This window comes from Paenibacillus sp. GQ49, assembly GCF_059759055.1.
This window is the reverse complement of record NZ_JCAXEL010000006.1, coordinates 314,259-332,703: the sequence shown is the minus strand read 5'-3', so window position 1 is coordinate 332,703 and position 18,445 is coordinate 314,259. Positions and strand designations below refer to the sequence as shown.

17 protein-coding genes and 2 pseudogenes are annotated in these 18,445 nt (G+C 43.7%); all 19 read right to left on the bottom strand.

Annotation, left to right across the window (positions count from 1 at the left end; genetic code table 11):
- Positions 1-450 (bottom strand): annotated as a pseudogene (locus tag AC6CIF_RS14305) (HNH endonuclease); the annotation flags it as partial.
- A gap of 2,858 nt (positions 451-3,308) precedes the next feature.
- Positions 3,309-3,743, bottom strand: a pseudogene (locus tag AC6CIF_RS14300) (DUF4280 domain-containing protein).
- A gap of 15 nt (positions 3,744-3,758) precedes the next feature.
- A complete protein-coding gene (locus tag AC6CIF_RS14295; RefSeq protein WP_133385607.1) occupies positions 3,759-4,274 on the bottom strand; it encodes a hypothetical protein in 516 nt (171 codons plus the stop codon).
- Positions 4,274-5,380 (bottom strand): pentapeptide repeat-containing protein, encoded by a 1,107-nt coding sequence (locus AC6CIF_RS14290; RefSeq protein ID WP_498200131.1) that lies wholly within the window; start codon positions 5,378-5,380, stop codon positions 4,274-4,276. Before AC6CIF_RS14290 ends, AC6CIF_RS14295 begins: the two co-directional genes overlap by 1 nt.
- 38 nt (positions 5,381-5,418) lie before the next feature.
- On the bottom strand, positions 5,419-5,625 hold the full coding sequence (locus tag AC6CIF_RS14285; protein ID WP_498200130.1) for a hypothetical protein: 207 nt from the start codon (positions 5,623-5,625) through the stop codon (positions 5,419-5,421).
- Between the two features lie 38 nt (positions 5,626-5,663).
- Positions 5,664-6,392, bottom strand: a complete 729-nt coding sequence (locus AC6CIF_RS14280; RefSeq protein ID WP_498200129.1) for a phage baseplate assembly protein V — start codon at positions 6,390-6,392, stop codon at positions 5,664-5,666.
- A 78-nt stretch (positions 6,393-6,470) separates the two neighbouring features.
- Positions 6,471-6,836, bottom strand: coding sequence for a hypothetical protein (locus AC6CIF_RS14275; RefSeq protein ID WP_498200128.1), 366 nt, complete (start codon positions 6,834-6,836; stop codon positions 6,471-6,473).
- 151 nt (positions 6,837-6,987) lie between these two features.
- On the bottom strand, positions 6,988-7,467 hold the full coding sequence (locus AC6CIF_RS14270) for an antitoxin YezG family protein (protein WP_498200127.1): 480 nt from the start codon (positions 7,465-7,467) through the stop codon (positions 6,988-6,990).
- Positions 7,468-7,474: 7 nt separating this feature from the next.
- Positions 7,475-7,702 (bottom strand): DNA/RNA non-specific endonuclease, encoded by a 228-nt coding sequence (locus AC6CIF_RS14265; protein WP_498200143.1) that lies wholly within the window; start codon positions 7,700-7,702, stop codon positions 7,475-7,477.
- Positions 7,703-7,731: 29 nt separating this feature from the next.
- Positions 7,732-9,534, bottom strand: coding sequence for a hypothetical protein (locus tag AC6CIF_RS14260; protein ID WP_498200126.1), 1,803 nt, complete (start codon positions 9,532-9,534; stop codon positions 7,732-7,734).
- Positions 9,535-9,693: 159 nt separating this feature from the next.
- Entirely contained in the window at positions 9,694-10,377 is a 684-nt protein-coding gene (locus AC6CIF_RS14255) for an Imm3 family immunity protein (protein WP_498200125.1), read from the bottom strand.
- A gap of 24 nt (positions 10,378-10,401) precedes the next feature.
- Positions 10,402-10,836 (bottom strand): deaminase domain-containing protein, encoded by a 435-nt coding sequence (locus tag AC6CIF_RS14250; protein ID WP_498200142.1) that lies wholly within the window; start codon positions 10,834-10,836, stop codon positions 10,402-10,404.
- A 634-nt stretch (positions 10,837-11,470) separates the two neighbouring features.
- Entirely contained in the window at positions 11,471-11,806 is a 336-nt protein-coding gene (locus tag AC6CIF_RS14245) for an SMI1/KNR4 family protein (protein ID WP_498200124.1), read from the bottom strand.
- Positions 11,807-12,145: 339 nt separating this feature from the next.
- Complete coding sequence (locus AC6CIF_RS14240; RefSeq protein ID WP_498200123.1) at positions 12,146-12,352, bottom strand: HNH endonuclease; 207 nt, start codon at positions 12,350-12,352, stop codon at positions 12,146-12,148.
- Positions 12,353-12,474: 122 nt separating this feature from the next.
- On the bottom strand, positions 12,475-12,768 hold the full coding sequence (locus AC6CIF_RS14235) for a hypothetical protein (protein WP_498200122.1): 294 nt from the start codon (positions 12,766-12,768) through the stop codon (positions 12,475-12,477).
- A complete protein-coding gene (locus tag AC6CIF_RS14230) occupies positions 12,762-13,265 on the bottom strand; it encodes a hypothetical protein (protein WP_498200121.1) in 504 nt (167 codons plus the stop codon). The genes AC6CIF_RS14235 and AC6CIF_RS14230 overlap by 7 nt, the downstream gene beginning before the upstream one ends.
- Before the next feature lie 168 nt (positions 13,266-13,433).
- Entirely contained in the window at positions 13,434-13,889 is a 456-nt protein-coding gene (locus tag AC6CIF_RS14225) for a DUF6630 family protein (RefSeq protein WP_498200120.1), read from the bottom strand.
- A gap of 17 nt (positions 13,890-13,906) precedes the next feature.
- Positions 13,907-14,875: a hypothetical protein gene (locus tag AC6CIF_RS14220; RefSeq protein ID WP_498200119.1), complete on the bottom strand. Its 969-nt coding sequence runs from the start codon at positions 14,873-14,875 to the stop codon at positions 13,907-13,909.
- Positions 14,876-14,894: 19 nt separating this feature from the next.
- Positions 14,895-18,443, bottom strand: coding sequence for a hypothetical protein (locus AC6CIF_RS14215; protein ID WP_498200118.1), 3,549 nt, complete (start codon positions 18,441-18,443; stop codon positions 14,895-14,897).
- Between the last annotated feature and the right edge of the window lie 2 nt (positions 18,444-18,445).

Below are 18,445 nucleotides of genomic sequence, written 5' to 3'. Positions count from 1 at the left end.
ATCTCGATAAATCTTTATATCTTTAGCAGTAATTTTACCAGACTCCATACCAAATTGGCGTGCTATTTCAGGAGAATTATTAAGTTGTTCAGCTAACCTTTGATCTGATTGAGCAAAATTAGCTCTTCTCGCTGCTCCTCCGTATGTGCCTTTTCCACCTAACATATACTCAATTTGCACTTCTGCTTTAGCTACTGGTGAAAGATCAGGCACTGCATTTTTATATTTTATACCATCAATACCAGCTTCATTAAATATTTTTTGTACTTGAGGATCTGGCGGAGGTTTAAGCGTGCACAAGGATTCACCTCTTACCCCTTTAAAGCCAACCTTGGGATTTTCAGGTGCCGGCGTCTGATTAAGTCTTGCTTCGTATGAACTAGCAAATTCAGTTTGTTTAAAGGCAGGTGGAGTATAAGTATCTTGTCCCGTCCCCTCAGTACCTTTCGAACTCTCCTTCGGTTTGTTTGTATTCGGATTCTCCTGCGATTTCTCCGGTTCGGATGATTTAGGCGGTTTCGTATCGGCTTGCGGTTTACTTTCGTCCTTTTTCGTAGATGGAGATGGCTTCCACGTATTCACTTCATTCGGCGTTTCATTTTTTTCTGGTTTCGTCTTCGATGTCGTGCTATCTTTCGGCATTGTCGGTACATTAGGTTCTTTCGTTTTCGAAGAAGGTGAACTACCCGAACCTGTTTTCGACTTCGGCGGGTTCTCTACAGGCTTAGAGGTTGATCCTCCCCCACTGTTTGCTGTCTTTCCATTCCCCGAAGCCGTCTCACCTGTTTTGTTCGTCTTACTATTGCTCCAATGACTTCCTCCACCAGACACGATCCCCATCTTCTGACTGTCTTCCCAATACTTCCGGACAAATGTCTTCACTTTGGGCACGACGGACGAAGACGGGCTTGTGTTCACTTTGGCCGTCGTTGTTCCACTTGCCTGCGGGATGGACCGTTTCAGGCCTACAGAACCACCTGCTGAACCTCCTCTGCGATTCATTCCAAATTGCGTATCCATCCCTTTTTGCATGGCGTCTAGTTGGTTATATCCATCAAGTAGTTCAGCTAATTCTTCATTGCTCATTGTCGTACGCTTGATTCTCCAGGATAAAAACTTCTTTTCTTCGAGACTTAGCGCTTGAGTCTCCCAATAGTCATAACTGCCCAGTTCCTCTACCGTGATATGAGGCCTGCCTATGTCGAAGGTAATATTTGCAAAATAAGGATTTACGAAAAGGACATCATACTGCTCCGGGTTTTTCATCACTTTCTTGAAAAAATCCAGCGAATCTTTCAGTTCCTGATCCGTTTGTTGATATGCATATTCTTTCGCCCATTTCTCCCGAATATGACTTGGTGTCTCATAATACGCCTTGCTGTATTCCGTGCTCTGTTGATGCAACTTCTTCATGAAATCCGTCAGTGAAGTCGCGGTAGACAATTCTTTGGCAGCGGTCAACACTTTACCAAACAGTTTCCGCTTCGCTTCGTTCTCCTGCTGTTGGAGCTCGGTAAATCCGTTCGTAAATCGGTCCAGCAAACTCAGAGCCGAAGGCTTGAAGGAGCCTAACTTCGGCACGCTCGCGATGAGACCCGTTGCAACGGCAGCAATGCCTACGCCGATGGCTGTCTGGGCAGCAATACCCCCTAGAGCTCCCAGGATCGGAATCATAGCAGTGATGGCCAATGCAGCTCCAGCCAACGATCCATCTTTCGGGTTCGTCGTTGATGCCTGCGTCATTGCAGCAGCCTCTGCGGCTGCTGCGGCCTGAGCCGCTTCGTACTCCTCAATCGGCATCAGCGGTGGCTCCGGCTCCGGAGGCAGATCCGCCACATGAACAGGCGCTTTGTTGCTGCCCTCCTGTTGCAATAGACCTGCTCGTACGTTGGCCTCCCCGTCCAAAATGAAGCTACCACCCCCGCCAAGCAGCCAAATCGCTTCTGGTGCTGTGGCTTCGATCTGTCCGGCCGCAAGCAGGATATTACTGCCTTGAATAGACAGATTGCCTGGACTATTCAGTACGATCCCCTGATCATTCAAGGTAACCGTCAACCCGGATCCAGATTGCAGTGTAACCTCCTCAGGCGACATCCCGATAGAGCTTCCGGCAGGATGCCCCCAGACTTTATGCTCTGTCCCTCCGTTAGTGGAACGTTTACCCTCGGAGATAGAATGACGAATGTACGCTCCGGATTCCAGACTACTTGGAAAATATAATTCCACCTGATCCCCGATCTCCGGCATCATGTATAATCCGCTATGCCCTTCCGCAGCATAAACTGGCGCGACCGGATAGGGGCAGGCGGAACCTTGCGTCATCGGGCCCTCGTCCATTGGCAATTTGATCTGAATGTGATCATGAATCACGCGGACCACCTCGCCGTACAGCGATAACCCAATCAGGTCCGATAGGTTGCATCTAGGTACATGAATGTGGCCTTCGAGTACCATGCGGGAGGTCGTCATGAGCAACCCGGATTCCAGTCGCGAATGGGCATACACCACGGTCAGCTCTCTGCCATCCGGAAGTTCGACCTTGTCTCCCAACGCATAGGTCTCGACACTTTCCACCGTATATTGCAATACGCCTTGCGATCCCTTGGGACCCTGAATGATATATCGATCTTCCGTTCCGGAGCTTAGCCAATCAATTCCGGCCAGCTCCTTACGAACCTGATAAGGTTGGTCTTCTGGCCATTTCCACAACTTACCTGCGGGCAAACCGATATACAATTTGGGTGATGCCGCTGTGATTTCGGGGACTAGCACTGTACCGAATCGCGAGGCGAGCCTGCGTAGGAACATCCAATCGGTCTCTTTATATTGTAATACAAGTCCGCTCAATGAGGTATTTCCGGTAACCTGATCCATGACATCCGAATAGCGGTAAGAATTCATAATGAATTGAATTAGTTCTTTGAATGTCCACCCTCTGTTTTGAAAGGCTCGTTCCTCAATTCGGATATCCATTTGATAGGAGTTGGACAAGGCTTCAAGTTCGAATCGATAGACCCCTCCCGACAAATGAACCGAGAGCGAGGTCATTACGCCATGGAAGAGTCTCCTCACTGATCTACCATTTTCATCGACTTGTCTGAGCACGATAGATTCCCCTTCAGCCTGCACCTGAAGAATGCCCGGCCCATCCTCTTCCGGAATTATACCGCTGACGTAGAGTTTCGCATGCTCGTTCACTTGGCGGGTAATTTGCACGCCTTCTAACCACTGTGCACGATAAGGCCAATATAGACGAATTTGCTCATAACCGATCTGGTCGAGTTTCTTCTCCGTAATTTCATTCATCGTCAAAAGTCCAATTGCTGTCCGTCATTCTCTATGACGATATCTCCGCCGTACAGACACTTGTGCGTACAGTGACTGAGCAGTGCAGCTTTCCCTTCCACCTTGGTATCTCCCTTTCCATGAAGCTAAGGCATGGTCAGCACGGGAACGCAAGGCGCTTTCTTAACCCCATAGATGTCAACCATCGTGCTTGCCGCCACTACTGGATTAACTGGATTGGAACAGTTACCGAACGATCCAATATGAATACCTGGAACATAATCCTCAACAGTCATCTTCGCCTTCCCCTTGATATATACGCCATGACTGAATGGTATCTTCAATCGTGTACGCTGCGTCCCGCAATTGCATTTAAGTATCGCTCCTGCAACGACATAGCTTTTAGAGGCTTCTCCAGCCGTATGAATCTGGGCATCATGATCTTGACTTCGCGCCATCATAACCTCTCCTTTCTAATTCGTTTGTTCCAAGTCCAACGGAATGAATTGTACTCCTGCGACATCTCGCCGCAGAATGCTCTCCGACAACGCTAGATTGACAATGATCACGGTTTCGCGCAGCTCCATCAATTGGAACAGGGGTACCTCCGGGAAATCTCGCTTCAGTACGATCCGCTCCAGACTTCCATCCATGCGCCGACGGGTATGAGGAGATAATACGTTTGCCAGTGCAGGAGGGTGAATGGCCCAATACGTCTCTTGGGTCATTCGCTCCTTGTCCGTTAATACGGTAGCCCTTCGCTTGAGCTGAGGACAATACAAAATAAGTGTTTCAAGCAATTGATCTGAAACCAAGGGAACCGGCTGTTCCAAATAATCCGTATAATCCACATGGAATCCGCTTCGCACATAAAGGTTAATGGCTGTATGCTCACTGCCTGAATCATGAAAAGCCTGATTCCAGGTCCTGCGTTGCAGTTCACCAACAGGCTCAGTCTCTACGCGGTGTATCCATCTGGGATCGGCCATTAGACGAAAGTATCGGATAACCCTCGCCTCCTCTCGGCATCGTCAAAAATCGCACCCTCCACATCAGCACCCTCCCATAACGTATCTGTTAGATTAGCTCCACGGAATATGGCTCCACGAAGGTGTGCCCCTCGGAAGTCAGCACCTGAAAGGTTTGAATTCTCGAAGTTAAGCGCATCGTATTCTGGACCCTGAGCGAGTCCTTCCGGATGTCCTACCTCCCCTATTATCTCCCTGAAAACAGCTCTTTCCAGAGAACACCCGCTGAAATCTGCCCCATATAGAATGCTTCCGGTGAAATCGGTGTTCTCCAGACTACAATTGCGCCAACGTGTCCCTATCAAGATACAGCGTTGAAAATCGGTAGAATGCAGATCGATACGATCAAAACGGCTGTAACGAAAATCCAGATCGCTGCACTCCATTTCGCTCATATCCAGTCCCTGAAAATGCGCGTACATGACCTCCAGACCATCACTTTCTTCCAATGCTTCACCAATCTCCTCAATGCTCCTATTCCTTCGATCAAGACGAAATACGCACTCGCTGGCATCCAAGTATTCTCCTACACGTACTTCGAATATCTGTTCCAGATCCATAAGGGAGTTCCATTCGAAGTCCTCCAGCGCGCGACAGCTACGTCGTATAAAATGCACAAGATACCGATTCACCAACGCCGCTTCCTGTAGCATGATTCGGTCCAGTTCTACCGCTGTAACGGTTCCTTGATAGTGAGGAAGTTCTTCTCTTAATCCATTGAGCATCCGTTCAAGACACTCATAGGCCCAGTGGGAAGAATAGAATGAACGGATGGGTGTTCGATCCAGCAACCATGAAGCATCGTATGCTTCGACCAGGACATTCATCGCCCCTCCAAGAAGTTCTGTTCGCAACATAGAATATTGAATGTAAGCGATCGGCCCTTTCGCCCCACGCTTTTGGGCGTCGCTGACTTCCTGAATCATCAACCTGAAATGACTTAGGAACTCGGCTGTCAATTCCGTATACCTTGTATGCAACGTATGCTGCAAATCATCCATAAGTTTGGCCCGCGCAGGTTTTACCTGATGGGTATAAAAATGTAACATAGATTCCTTGCGATCCATTGGAAATTATCCCTCCTGCCCATACGTCACGTATCATGCTAGTTGGCTTTCACTTCTGATCCACTCATTTTTGCCTGTCCATCCAATTTGAATGTCCCTCCCCCGCCTTCCAGCAACAATTGTGAATCGGCAGACAACGTTATTTTCTTCCCGGCTTTGAGCGAGATATTGCCCCCAGCAGACATCCGAATCTGCTGGCTTCCGATGATCTGAATGCCCTCGTCCCCGCTGAGACGAATGAACACCTCGCCCTCTTTGCTGCTAATGGAGATGGAATCTGGGGTTATCTGATTTCTTTGCCATAAGGCGTACGGAAAATTTTATGATCCGGTTTGTTCAATTGGTTTGTTCCAGTTACCTTATTATCCAGACGGGGTGCTCCTGTCGCATAGGCCTCTTCTTCGTTTTGCGTTGGAAAATATACGGCCACCGGATCACCCACTTCAGGCATGACATACCAACCTGTCTGCCCCTCTGCGATGTATGGCGACTGATACAACAGCCACAACGCTTCCTCTTCCTCCTGTTTTTCATCACAGTCCAATTGAACTCTTACATGACCACCATGCACTGAAAGGATGCGACCAAGTAATGAGCTTCCGGCAATTATCGAATTGTAATATGTCTTTTGTCTTAGTCCTCTATGAAGGCTAAGTACATATTGGTGCTTCACTATTCCTCCCACAAGCTCGGTGTATGCCTCAGTCACATATAGGCTTCTGCCTCGGAAGGTAATATGATGTCCAAGCTCCATCACCTGATCTGTCTCGATTTCATATATAATGAAATCTGATTCGTTGACCTTTAACGTATCGTTTTCGGTAAAGTACATGAATGGTGCCATGTTTTTGCGGATTGTATAACGTGTATTGTCCAGATCGATTGAGTTTCCGTGCTTAAAGACGCCAAAATAAAATTTGGGGCTGTCAAACTGAGCGGCCGGCATTAAGCTCGTGTGAAAGCGAGAAGCAAGTCTCCTGAGAAATGCCCAATCCGTTTCTTGATATTGCACGGCAACCTTCCCGATCTTGGCCCCCCCCCCTGTTCCCTCATCAATCACGTCCAGCCCCGGATAATCCTGATCCAGTTCCTATAACAAATCGGGTAACTTCATTTTGACATTTTGAAATGTACGCGTTCGTTTTGTAATGTCCATCCGGTATGTATGTGAAATGGCCTCCACGTGGAGCGTATATACGCCTCTGACAACCTGCACTTCAACAGATAGTGGAATGCCTTTGAACAGAGGCTTCTTATTGCCATCCTCATCTTTTTGCCACACTTCAATTGGGGTATTTTGATCCGTAACATCGACATAGCGATCCTTCCATTCCTCAGACACCATGCCCTTAAACACGAGCCGAGTGTGCTCATTCATTTTTTTCCGGATCGTCAGTTCTTGCAAATGCACCAGTTCATATGGTTCAATAATCAGATTCTCATAAGTCAAACTCATGTTGCCCATCTCCTTTCAACTTCAATGGATCGCAAACATTTGCGAGTAGCTTTTGAAAATAACAAAAAAACAGGACAATTATGGTTGTATATAACCAAAGTTGACCTGTTCACATGTAATGCAATTGTTTTTCGTTAGGATAATTCTACAGCTATTTATTATGACTATTTAAATAATTCTCTACAAACTGTTTATTCTTTTCTTTTTCAGGAAGCAAACCTAAATATTTATACTCAAAAATCATTTGTCTTTGAGTTGGGGTCACCTCTGAAGCTATTACGTCTTCATAATCATAATGAATTTTTAACTTACCAGGATGCTTTAATGTTAAGGTTAAATTTGTCCACGCCTCTTGATCATTGTCTATAAAAATTTGTCTTAATTCTTTAAATTTTGTTTGTAATTCTAATAATAGGTTATCATAAGTTTTTTCACTCAGTCTATATTTTTCAGGAATATCATGAGAGTATATGAACTCCTCATTCTCATAAGTGTTGAAATAGAAGTATACCTCTCTGGATCCATCTAGTATTTCGGCGTACAAGTAAATCTCATTCCAGTTATCACTAGGTATCATACTTAGAATATGCTCTGCTATAATGGGATAAAGCTGATCCATCTGTTGCTCCATTATTCCTCTAACCTCCAATTTGATTCTCTATTGTAATTTTCTTTGTCCTACCACCATCTATCGAGTACTCTACTATAAAACTATCAGGTCTAGCAGAGTTACCAGTATATTTGGGAGTAATTTTTACTTTTACGCTTTCTTTTCTTCCTAACGCTGATGCCCATTCTTTTTCCATCTGATGCCATTTCCCACCAGCTTCATTAATTTGGGAATTCATTGGAACTAAGTTATCAATATCCCCAGAACCTTTAAATTGACTACCAATTAAATGACCACCATCATCTCTATCGGGGTAATCACCTCGAATTCTATCTGTTTCTCCACATTACTCTGAGCGTATTGATTTCTTGTTCCTTTTCCGAGTTGTAAATCAGCCTCGACACTTTCAATACGACCAAATTCATTTGTTTCATAACTATACCCTTCTTTTGTTGTATACTTTACATTTGGTTTTAATATTTTTTTGTTACCCACTTTATCAATTTGTGTTCCATAAGGGATTTCCGTCTTAGCAACATCACCCGTCCCCTCAGGACCTTCTTGATTTTCCTTCGGTTTAGCATCATTCTGATTATCTTGTTGCTTGGGCGGCTTAGTGTCTTCTTTTGGCTTAGACACATCTTTATCCTTCGTTGAAGACGGCTTCCAGGTATTCACTTCATTCGGTGTTTTATTGTTAACCGGATTCGATTTCGAACTTTCTGGCTTCGGTGTTGCATCTTTCGGCTTCGCACTTGAACCGTCTTTGTCCTTATTCGAAGAGTTTGGTTTTGAGCCTCCTGGTTTCTCAGGCCCGGCGGTTGAGCCGGGTTTTACCGTCGGCTCCGGAGTTTCGGGCGCAGTCTTGGGAGGTTTCCCGGCATTGGAACCGACTCCATCTTCACCGCTGGTTTTCCATAAGGTGCCTGAACTTGGTTTTTTCGAATCATGATTCGATAAGAAGCCCCCCGGGACAATACCAACCCTCTGACTCTCTTCCCATTTTTTCTGAATAAATGACTTCGCTGTGGCTAACCCGTTACCTACACTTGACTTCTTACTCGCTGCTTCCGCATACTGGATATTTCTCATCACTTGGCTAGTTGCGGAGTTCATTCCTGGACTCTTAGACGTACTCTTACCACTGTACACGCTGCCCACGACCATTTGCACGCCCATAATGACTTGATTCCATTTGAGCGTAGTCACCATCATCTTGGCATAGGAATCGGATACAGGCTCTCCTGTAAAGGGGTGAATTCCCAGCTCAAATGCCTTGATCTGCAGTTGGTATATATCCTGCACAGGTTCCACGGGATAGGGGTTCTGTCTCAACGTGGCAACATCCAATTTCCCTTGATCCTTCTCATACGCTTGCAGGGCCGCCTGATCGGTAACTCCATTTTCGCCCACAGGCCTCCAGATATGCCAGTACGAATCATACACCATACGGTAGCCTTTTTCCTTGGGCTCCTGATTTGCCTGCTGCAGTTGATACATCCATTTCTTCTTAATTGGTGTAGGGATTTCGTGAACGAATGTACTAATCTCCTGATGTTGCTGATGCAGTTTCTTAATAAAATCTGGAAATGATGTCGCCGTAGACAATTCGCGAGCTGCTGTCAGCACCTTGCCCAGTAAGTTGCGCTTGGCATCCTGCTCATCTTGCACGAATTGGGTGAACCCGGCTTTCAATCGATCTAGCAAGCTAAGCGCCGAAGGCTTGAATGACCCCACTTTCGGTACCCCCGAGATCACCCCCGCTGCTACCGCAGCAATACCTACACCTTGAACTATTGCACCTACAGCTCCGCCAAGGGCACCGACGATGGGAATAATAGCGGTAATGGCTAACGCTGCGCCAAATAAGGACGCTTCCTTCATACTCGTTGTGGATGCCTGCACAGCGGCTTCCGTCTCGGCAGCCAGCGCCGCAGCCTGAGCCGCTTCGTATTGCTCCAGTGGGATCAGTGGCGGCTCTGGCTCTGGAGGTAAATCAGCGACGTGCACAGGTGCCTTGTTGCTACCCTCCTGCTGATTTTGGGCTGCGCATGAATGATTCAGTCCTTGGATAAACAAAAAACTCATTTCTACTTAAGCTTCAAGTGGGAATGAGTTTTTACAAATTTATCAATTGCTTTTGAATTATTTGTTTTGATTGAATCTGCAATCTCAATGTTAAGAATACAACTCTGAAACAGCACAAAAATTTCAACAAAACAATTTTGAGTCATGCACAGACTACTTTTAGAGTTTACTTAATACTTCCTTAATGCGTGTAGATAAATCTAATTTTTCATCTTCTAACAATTGATTTCCAACTTGGTTTAAATCAAAACTCACTAATTCATTTTTTATAATTTCTATATTATTCAAAGAAATATTATGAGATAACAACAACTCAACTAAAGTTATTTTAATAGCGATATTTTCACTTAAAGTATTCATGCAATCTCGTTTAAATCGCTCCAAAATAGTATTAACAATCTCAACTTGACTAAGTACTTTAAGATTTTCACTTTTGAAATACTCTTTTACTTCATCAGTAATTTCATAATAATACCATCTCACCTCAGGACAATAATCCAAAGGTTTTTCATCTAATTCTTGTAAAACAACATCTTTACGAATAATTAAGTCATTAAATTGTTCATCTGTAATTTCCATTTTTAGCTTATTTAAATTAATAGAAGCCAAATCTTCTTTTGTTTTTTCTTTTGCAGTAATTAAAACTTTCGATTGCTTCAATAATAACTCTCCATACGAAATTTGTATAACTGCTTTTTCCATCTCTCCTTGATTCAACACTGTTTCATACTCACCAAAAGTCCTAGCTAAAGATTCCCTATCACTCATATTGTTTTTTTTATAAGAATTGTAATCTTCCATAAAAGACTCGAATAACTCGTCATATTCCCATTTCAAATCCATATTACAATTACCACCTTTTATAAATTATCCATCATTCTTTTTAGGGGAGATTTGCTTGCCACTATTATGAATAACTTCTATCTCTATTTTAGGATATTTTTCCTTGAATTGAGTAATTATATTGTTACAACTTCCGCAAGTATCTTTTTCAGTAAATAACTTCACTTTTCCCGCGGCATTAGGATTATCACCAATTTTCCCCGCTAAATCATTCAATATTTTATATTCCGTATCTGTGTCCCTTACAAAAACATCTCCTTTATTATCTGGTGCTTTTGTAGCATTGAATACTGGGTTCTCTGGCTTAAAAGAAAAACCATTTAAATTTGGATTCCCAGATGATTGGTCCACTTGACTAGAAGAATAAAATTCTTTTTGATTTACAGTAGGGATGTCAACTGTTGCATATCCAAAGTTCCCGCGCTTTTTTAATACAGTACTTGATAAACGACTTTTCAGTTCACTTACTCTTTCAAGAATGTTGACATCAGCTATTAGATCAACCTTTCTTGTTGTTGCCCACTTAAAATCTATTAATTTCCCGGTTTTAGGATCCAGAGCATACCTGTATTCATAAGGTGTTGTACCTTGTTCTATAGCACCTTTACCGTTCCCCTCAGGACCTTCTTGATTTTCCTTAGGTTTAGCATCATCCTGGTTATCCTATTGCTTGGGCAGCTTATTGTTGTCTCTAGTCTTAGACACATCTTTATCCTTCGTTAAAGTTGTCTTCCAAAAATTGACTTCATTCGGTGTTTCATTTTTTCTCAGGCCCGGCGGTAGAACCAGGTTTTTCCGTAAGTTTCGGAGGTTCAAATGCAGTCTTGGGAGGTTTCTCGGCATTGGAAACGATTTCATCCTCACTGCTTGTTTCCATAAGTTGCTAAAACTTGGTTTTCTCGAATTATGGTTCGACGAAAAGATAGGGGCAATGTATGATTCGCGGAACGTGAAACGAGCCTAAGAAGCGATTCTATAGGCTCGTTTTTTTTGAAAGAGACTTTTTCAATAGCCTCTTCTTATGCTGGGGGGGATTTTTCAATGTTCAGTTAGGTGTGTAAATGTAGTTTATACAACACGCTTGAAAAATATTTTAGTTTCCTGGTGAAATTACACTAAGAAAGACTTCAAAAGATTCACACACGAAGTCTAATGTTTCACTCTGCCAATCATTAAGTGATTTCTCTTCTAATTCTTCCTCTGTAATTTCAGATTCTAAGATAACATCCTCATGATTCTGGTAAACGATTTTAGGTATATTCTCATCTTCTCGATAATCAAATAGAAATTTATCACCAGCTCCATTAATCGCAAAAGGAAACACTCTTGGAGGCAATGCCTCATTCAAAGTACTATATGCTAGTTCGATAGGAGAAATAAATTCCCCAAGTACTTCTTTTTCTATCAGTGAAGTAATTGAATATTCCAAGCTAATTTCCTTGGTACTTCTACAATTCCAGCATCCCACTCCCCCTGTTCATTCATAACATAAGGCACTGAACCGTCATGATTAAAAACAATATCGACATATTTCTTGGGAAATTGGATATTCCATTTTCTCTCTAGTTCAATTTTTTTTGGATATCTAGATTTGTTTGATCTGACCACTTTAGGTTATAACTCATAGTTCTCCCTCCAAAGTTACATCATTAAAGACTCAATATTTTCATAGTTCAACTTATTTCATTCTGAATATCCACATTTATCCTTTATCTTGAACGAACGCTCTTGTGTAAAGCATTTGTTGAATTACCTTTACTACTAGAATTTAATCTCCCTTCTCCCATATTTTATTGCCACCTGTATGATTAACTGCACCGTGGACATTTTCATCGACAAGTTGCATTCTTCCAGTCTCTTGAGGGTGATACCTAGTAAATCCAGGTATTTTGTCATTTCCTTTTATTATTGAATTCATTTGCTTTTCGTCATACTTCAATACATTTTCCAAATATGAATTAATATCTGTATTCAAAGCTTTTGCTTCTCTCTCGATATAATTTAGTAGACGCCCTTAAATACTAAGGCCTCGACATATTCAATAATTGTATTGCTTAATATTTGTCTATTAATCTATTTCATTCTTAACTCTAAATTTCAAATCGCAACATCTTGGTATCCTACGTCAACTGCACTTGGGATGTTCCCGATTAAGCCTATGGCTGCTGCGCCAACGACAACGGCCTGTGCCGCAATGGCTGGTGCACCTCCAAGCATGCCCAAAACGGGGATCATCCCCGCCATAGCGACCGCTGCACCAAACAGGGAGGCCTCCTTCATGTTAACCACGGAAGGCTGCATAGTAGCTGCTTCGGCTGCAGCTGCTGCTTGAGCTGCCTCAGATTGTTCAAGCGGAATAAGGGGCGGCTCTGTCGGCAAATCAGCTACCACGACTGGTGCCTTATGTCTGCCTTCCTGTTGGAGCAGTCCAGCACGCAGATCAGCTTGTCTATCGAGAATGAAGCTGCTTCCTCCGCCAAGGAGCCAAATTGCTTCAGAGCGGTCGCTTTAATCTGACCTTCTTTAAGTCTGCCACCCTGAATCAAGATGTTACCTGCACTCTGCATCATTACACCCTGGTCATTCAGTGTGATGACTAATCCAGCTCCAGCCTGTACGGTCACCTCATCCGATGACATACCAATAGATGGTCCGTCAGGATGGCCCCACAGTTTGTGTTGCTTTCCACCGGAAACCGAACGCTTGCTTTCGGGCACTGCATGACGAATATAAGCCTTGGACTCGCGACTTCCAGGAATGTACAGTTCCACCGTGTCACCAATCTCTGGCATCAAGAGCAGATAGATCGTGGTTTTCGCATATGATGATCTTCTAGCATCATACGATGTGCAGTCATGAGCAACCCGGACTCCATGCTGTTTATCCAAATCTTTTGTCATTTTTCATATTTTGTTTCAGAATATAAATCTTTATGACTTTATGTATCATATGGTTGATCAAAGTTTTGACTTTTAAAACGCAAGATTAACCCTTTCTAAACCTCAAAACAAAAAGCTCCAGTCAAATAACTGGAGCCTTTCTGACTTATCTTTGAACTAAATATACAACTGGATATGACGCTCTTTTTCAGGAATATCTTCATCTTCTAGTAAATCCACTTCGGTTAGCGCACCCTCATGCTTAAGTTCAGCGATGAACAATGCATAGAAGTCTCCTGCTGTCGGATAGGAGAATAAACCATATCCTTTTCGAGAAATCAGCTTGTTTACCTCCCTAATTTTCTCAGGGAGATATTTGTAGTGAAACTCTCCCAACTCTTCTAGCTGATCTGCAGTTCCCAATTCGATATCATAGGCATACTCATAGTCTAAGATGTAATTGACGATTTCCTGATCCACTTCTCCTTTGTAATCCAGAAATAAAAACCGTTTGGTCGCTAAGCCATGATTCAGCATACTATAATACGCCAGTGATTCATCCGGATCATTCAAAATCATGTCGATATCCTCTGCATCATCGAAAATTAACGGCACCAAATCTTCATCTGCCATGCAGTCTTCCTCCTCTCCTATTCAAACAGAACTCCATGGTGGTTTGAGATATACTCTGGATAGTTTTTGCGATAAAAGTCATCAATCATTCGTAAAACGGGATCCCACTCTGGATACGGTTCAGGATCTTGAATGTTCATTTTAGCCTCCGGTGAGTTCATCAGGAAATCATCAAAATGACTTGGGTTGGGCAGACCTTGTTTTTTTCTCACATGAAGCAAATACAAAATTTCATAAGGATAAAAAGCGTAATCATAATTTCCAAACTCAAGCGATTTTCCTAACTCTGAAGCAAGCGTGGAATGATGTTCGGACATTCTTCCAATTAAATGCGTAATTTCATCCACATCAGGTGTATTCCATTGTTCCAATACTTCTCTGTAGATTCCAAGTTCTTCTGGAATCAAGCCACATGGCTGTTCCCGATCTGTTAATGCGGATTTCAAAGCCAAGTGAACATATTTATTAGTTCCTTCAATTTCTTGCTTGGTATGTTGGAGATATAACTCTAGTAAAAACCAGATATGTTGATTCCAATCATTAGCTTCCATAATATTGTCTCCAATATATTCAGCTATAAAATCATAGAATATCCTTTCCTCCTTCGCCCATCCAAATAAATTGAAGTGAATTAAAGATATGATGCTATTCTGAAAAGAATAATCAATTACTTTCATCTCAGGATAACGATCTTTATAAATATGCCTGCACATACATTGATAAAAAGTTACTATCTGTATGTGTTTCAACCCCATAGGATTTACCCCTTCTTTAATTAACACTTCATTTTTCCATACTTCCAACCAATAAGAAGATATTTTGTACATTCTATTTAACAATTTGTGATCTTGCTCTACTGCATTACTTTCTACCAAAGAAACAATCTCATGTTTAGCTTCATCATATTTAGCTCGAACATCGTTCAAACCGTCATCAAAGTTTTTGACATATCGCTTGTATGCCATTTGAATTTTTTTCAAATTCATCTTATATTCCCCCTAATTTTTAATTAATTTCCTTGCTCCAATCTTTTACTTTGACGACATCTACTCCAAAACCAACCGAAGTTTTCGAAATATCCACTTCAACTCTAATATAATCAAATTTTAATCCAGGATTATCGTCAATTAGCTTTTGAAGTTTCTCTTGAAAAACAGCAAAACTTTTATTTTTACGGCTTGACATCACTTCAAAATATTTTGGACCACCGAGTTTTTGCTCTGTTGAATAGTTGAAATTTCCCCACTCGGAAGTCTTAGCCTCAATCATGGTTAATTTAGGAGGCGGACCTTTGGACAAAAAGGCTCCATCTATTCCGTTCCTACCAACTTGAAATTGATCGGAAATATCCTTACCCAGATTGTTGTTTATTGCGATTTTTTTCGCAACTTCCTCGCCAAAGTCACCCTTATCATGATCATAATATTTTGTATTATCGATTTTTCGCTCATACCCTTCTACACTGGATAAATCAAACTTACTACTTATATCATCTGGAGTATCTAGTTGATTGGCCAGCTTACTTCGTTCTCGCTTTAACTTCTTAATTTCTTCTTCACTGGCCCCTACTTTTTCCTTAATTTTAATTTTCTGATCCAGATCATCAAGTTCTTGTTGGATTTGCTTTTGACTCTTTCCTTTTTTCTTTTTCAGATTGTCATTAGTATTTGGTTCTTTTGTATCATTTGGTTTCTTCGTTTGTTCGCTAGGGCTGCCCTCGTCCTTCTTCTTGGTTGAAGATGGCTTCCAGGTATTCACTTCATTCGGTGCTTTATTGTTAACCGGATTCGATTTCGAACTTTCTGGCTTCGCTGTTGCATCTTTCGGCTTCGCACTTGAACCGTCTGTGTCCTTATTCGAAGAGCTTGGTTTTGAGCCTGCTGGTTTGTCAGCCCCGGCGGTTGAACCGGGTTTTATCGTCGGCTTCGGAGTTTCGGGTGCAGTCTTGGGAGGTTTCCCGGCAATGGAACTGACTCCATCCTCACCGCTGGTTCTCCATAAGGTGCCTGAACTTGGTTTTTTCGAATCATGATTCGATGAGAAGCCCCCCGGCACAATACCGACCCGCTGACTCTCTTCCCATTTTTTCTGAATAAATGACTTCGCTGTGGCTAACCCGTTACCTACACTTGGCTTCTTGCTCGCCGCTTCCGCATGCTGGATATTTCTCATCACCTGGCTGGTTGCTGAGCTCATTCCTGGGCTCTTAGACATACTCTTGGCGCTGTACATGCCGTCCACTACCATTTGGACGCCCATAATGACTTGATTCCATTTGAGTGTAGTGACCATCATCTGGGCATAGGAATCTGAAACAGGCTCTCCTGTAAAAGGGTGAATCCCCAGCTCAAACGCCTTGATCTGCAGTTGGTATATATCCTGCACAGGTTCCACGGGATGTGGGTTCTGTCTCAACGTGGCATAATCCACGCTCCCTTTATCCTTCTCATACGCTTGCAGAGCCGCCTGGTCGGTAACCCCATTTTCGCCCACAGGCCTCCAGATATGCCAGAACGAATCATACACCATACGGTAGCCTTTTTCCTTGGGCTCCTGATTTGCCTGCTGCAGTTGATGCACCCATTTTTTCTTAACCGGTTCAGAAATCTGATGAACAAATGTACTAACTTCCTGATGTTCCTGATGCAGTTTCTTAATAAAGTCTGGAAACGACGTCGACGTAGACAATTCACGTGCTGCTGTCAGCACCTTGCCCAGTAAGTTACGCTTGGCATCCTGCTCATCTTGGACGAATTGGGTGAACCCGGCTTTCAATCGATCTAGCAATCGAAGCGCCGAAGGCTTGGATGATCCCACTTTCGGTACACCCGAGATCACACCCGCTGCTACGGCAGCAATACCTACGCCTTGAACTATCGCACCCACAGCTCCGCCAAGGGCACCCACGATAGGAATCATAGCGGTAATGGCTAACGCTGCTCCAAATAAGGACGCTTCCTTCATGCTCGTTGTGGATGCCTGCACGGTGGCTTCCGTCTTGGCAGCCAGCGCCGCAGCCTGAGCCGCTTCGTATTGCTCCAGTGGAATCAGTGGCGGCTCTGGCTCCGGAGGTAAATCAGCGACGTGCACAGGTGCCTTGTTGCTACCCTCCTGCTGAATCTGGGCTGCGCGTACATCGGCCTGTCCATCCAGTATGAAGCTGCTCCCTCCGCCCATCAGCCAGATCGCTTCTGGCGAAGAACCCTGAATCTGTCCAGCTTCCAGCGCAATGTTGCCTCCCTGAATCGAAAGGTTACCAGGACTGGACAATACTACACTCTGTTCGTTAAGGATGATCGTCAGACCTGATCCTGCCTGCACCTTCACCTCCTCAGGCGACATGCCGACCGAAGGCCCGGCAGGATGACCCATAACCTTATGATCCGTGCCACCTCCAACAGAACGGTTGCCTTCTGGAACGGAATGGCGAATATACGCCCCGGATTCCAGACTCTCGGGGAAATACAGTTCTACGGTATCCCCGATCTCTGGCATCATGTACAGCCCGCTATGTCCTTCCGCTGCATAGGTTGGTGCTACTGGATATGGGCAAGAGGCACCTTGCATCATTGGGCCATCGTCCATAGGCAATTGGATTTGAACGTGATCCTGTATCACCCGGACAACTTCTCCGTAAAGGGACAGACCGATCAGATCTGAAAGCTCGCATCTCGGTGTACGCATCTGCTCTTCCAACATCATACGGTAGGAGGTCATCAGAAGACCTGATTCAAGACGCGATACAGCTTCAACGACCGTTAGCTCCCTGCCGTCAGGAAATTCAACCTTGTCACCCAGCGCATAGGTTTCGGCACTGTCCATCGTGTACTGTAGAATACCCTGATTACCCTTGGGACTTCGGATCACATATTTCTCCTCAACCTCCGAACCATACCATCGCATTTCTCCCAGCTCTTTTCGGACACGATAGGATTGATCTTGTGGCCATTTCCATAACCTTCCTGTCGGTAGACCAAAAAAGATCTTGGGTGAGGCAGCCGTCACTTCGGGAACTAGGAACGTGCCAAACCGGGATGCGAGCCTTCGCAGAAACATCCAGTCGGTTTCTTTATATTGTAAAACAAGTCCGCTTAATTGGGTATTCCCCGTTACCTGATCTATGACGTCAGAATATCGGTATGGTTTCATGATGAATCGAACAAGTTCTCCAAATGTCCAACCTCTGTTTTGGAACGCGCGTTCTGCAATATGAATATCCATCTGATATGTATTAGATAACGCTTCGATCTCAAATCGATATATTCCTCCAGACAGATGAACCTTAAGAGACGTCATGACACCATGGAAGAGACGTCTTACAGACTTTCCTGCTTCATCAACTTGCCTGAGTACGATCGGTTCCCCTTCAGCCTGAATTCGAAGGATACCCGGTCCTTCTTCTTCAGGAATGACTCCACTAACGTACAACTTCGCGTGCTCGTTCACCTGACGTGTAATGCGTACCTCTTCCAACCATTGGGCTTTATAGGGCCAATACAGACGAAGTTGTTCGTATCCAATACGATCTTGTAGAACCTTTTTCAATTCGTCCATGG

What these genes read in the sequence shown, in the direction of transcription:
- AC6CIF_RS14295 (WP_133385607.1), bottom strand. Translation starts at nt 4,274, where the DNA reads ATGGCCGATCCCAGATGGATACACCGCGTAGAGACTGAGCCTGTTGGT.
- AC6CIF_RS14290 (WP_498200131.1), bottom strand. Translation starts at nt 5,380, where the DNA reads ATGGATCGCAAGGAATCTATGTTACATTTTTATACCCATCAGGTAAAA.
- AC6CIF_RS14275 (WP_498200128.1), bottom strand. Translation starts at nt 6,836, where the DNA reads ATGAGTTTGACTTATGAGAATCTGATTATTGAACCATATGAACTGGTG.
- AC6CIF_RS14270 (WP_498200127.1), bottom strand. Translation starts at nt 7,467, where the DNA reads ATGGAGCAACAGATGGATCAGCTTTATCCCATTATAGCAGAGCATATT.
- AC6CIF_RS14260 (WP_498200126.1), bottom strand. Translation starts at nt 9,534, where the DNA reads ATGAGTTTTTTGTTTATCCAAGGACTGAATCATTCATGCGCAGCCCAA.
- AC6CIF_RS14255 (WP_498200125.1), bottom strand. Translation starts at nt 10,377, where the DNA reads ATGGATTTGAAATGGGAATATGACGAGTTATTCGAGTCTTTTATGGAA.
- AC6CIF_RS14225 (WP_498200120.1), bottom strand. Translation starts at nt 13,889, where the DNA reads ATGGCAGATGAAGATTTGGTGCCGTTAATTTTCGATGATGCAGAGGAT.
- AC6CIF_RS14220 (WP_498200119.1), bottom strand. Translation starts at nt 14,875, where the DNA reads ATGAATTTGAAAAAAATTCAAATGGCATACAAGCGATATGTCAAAAAC.
- AC6CIF_RS14215 (WP_498200118.1), bottom strand. Translation starts at nt 18,443, where the DNA reads ATGGACGAATTGAAAAAGGTTCTACAAGATCGTATTGGATACGAACAA.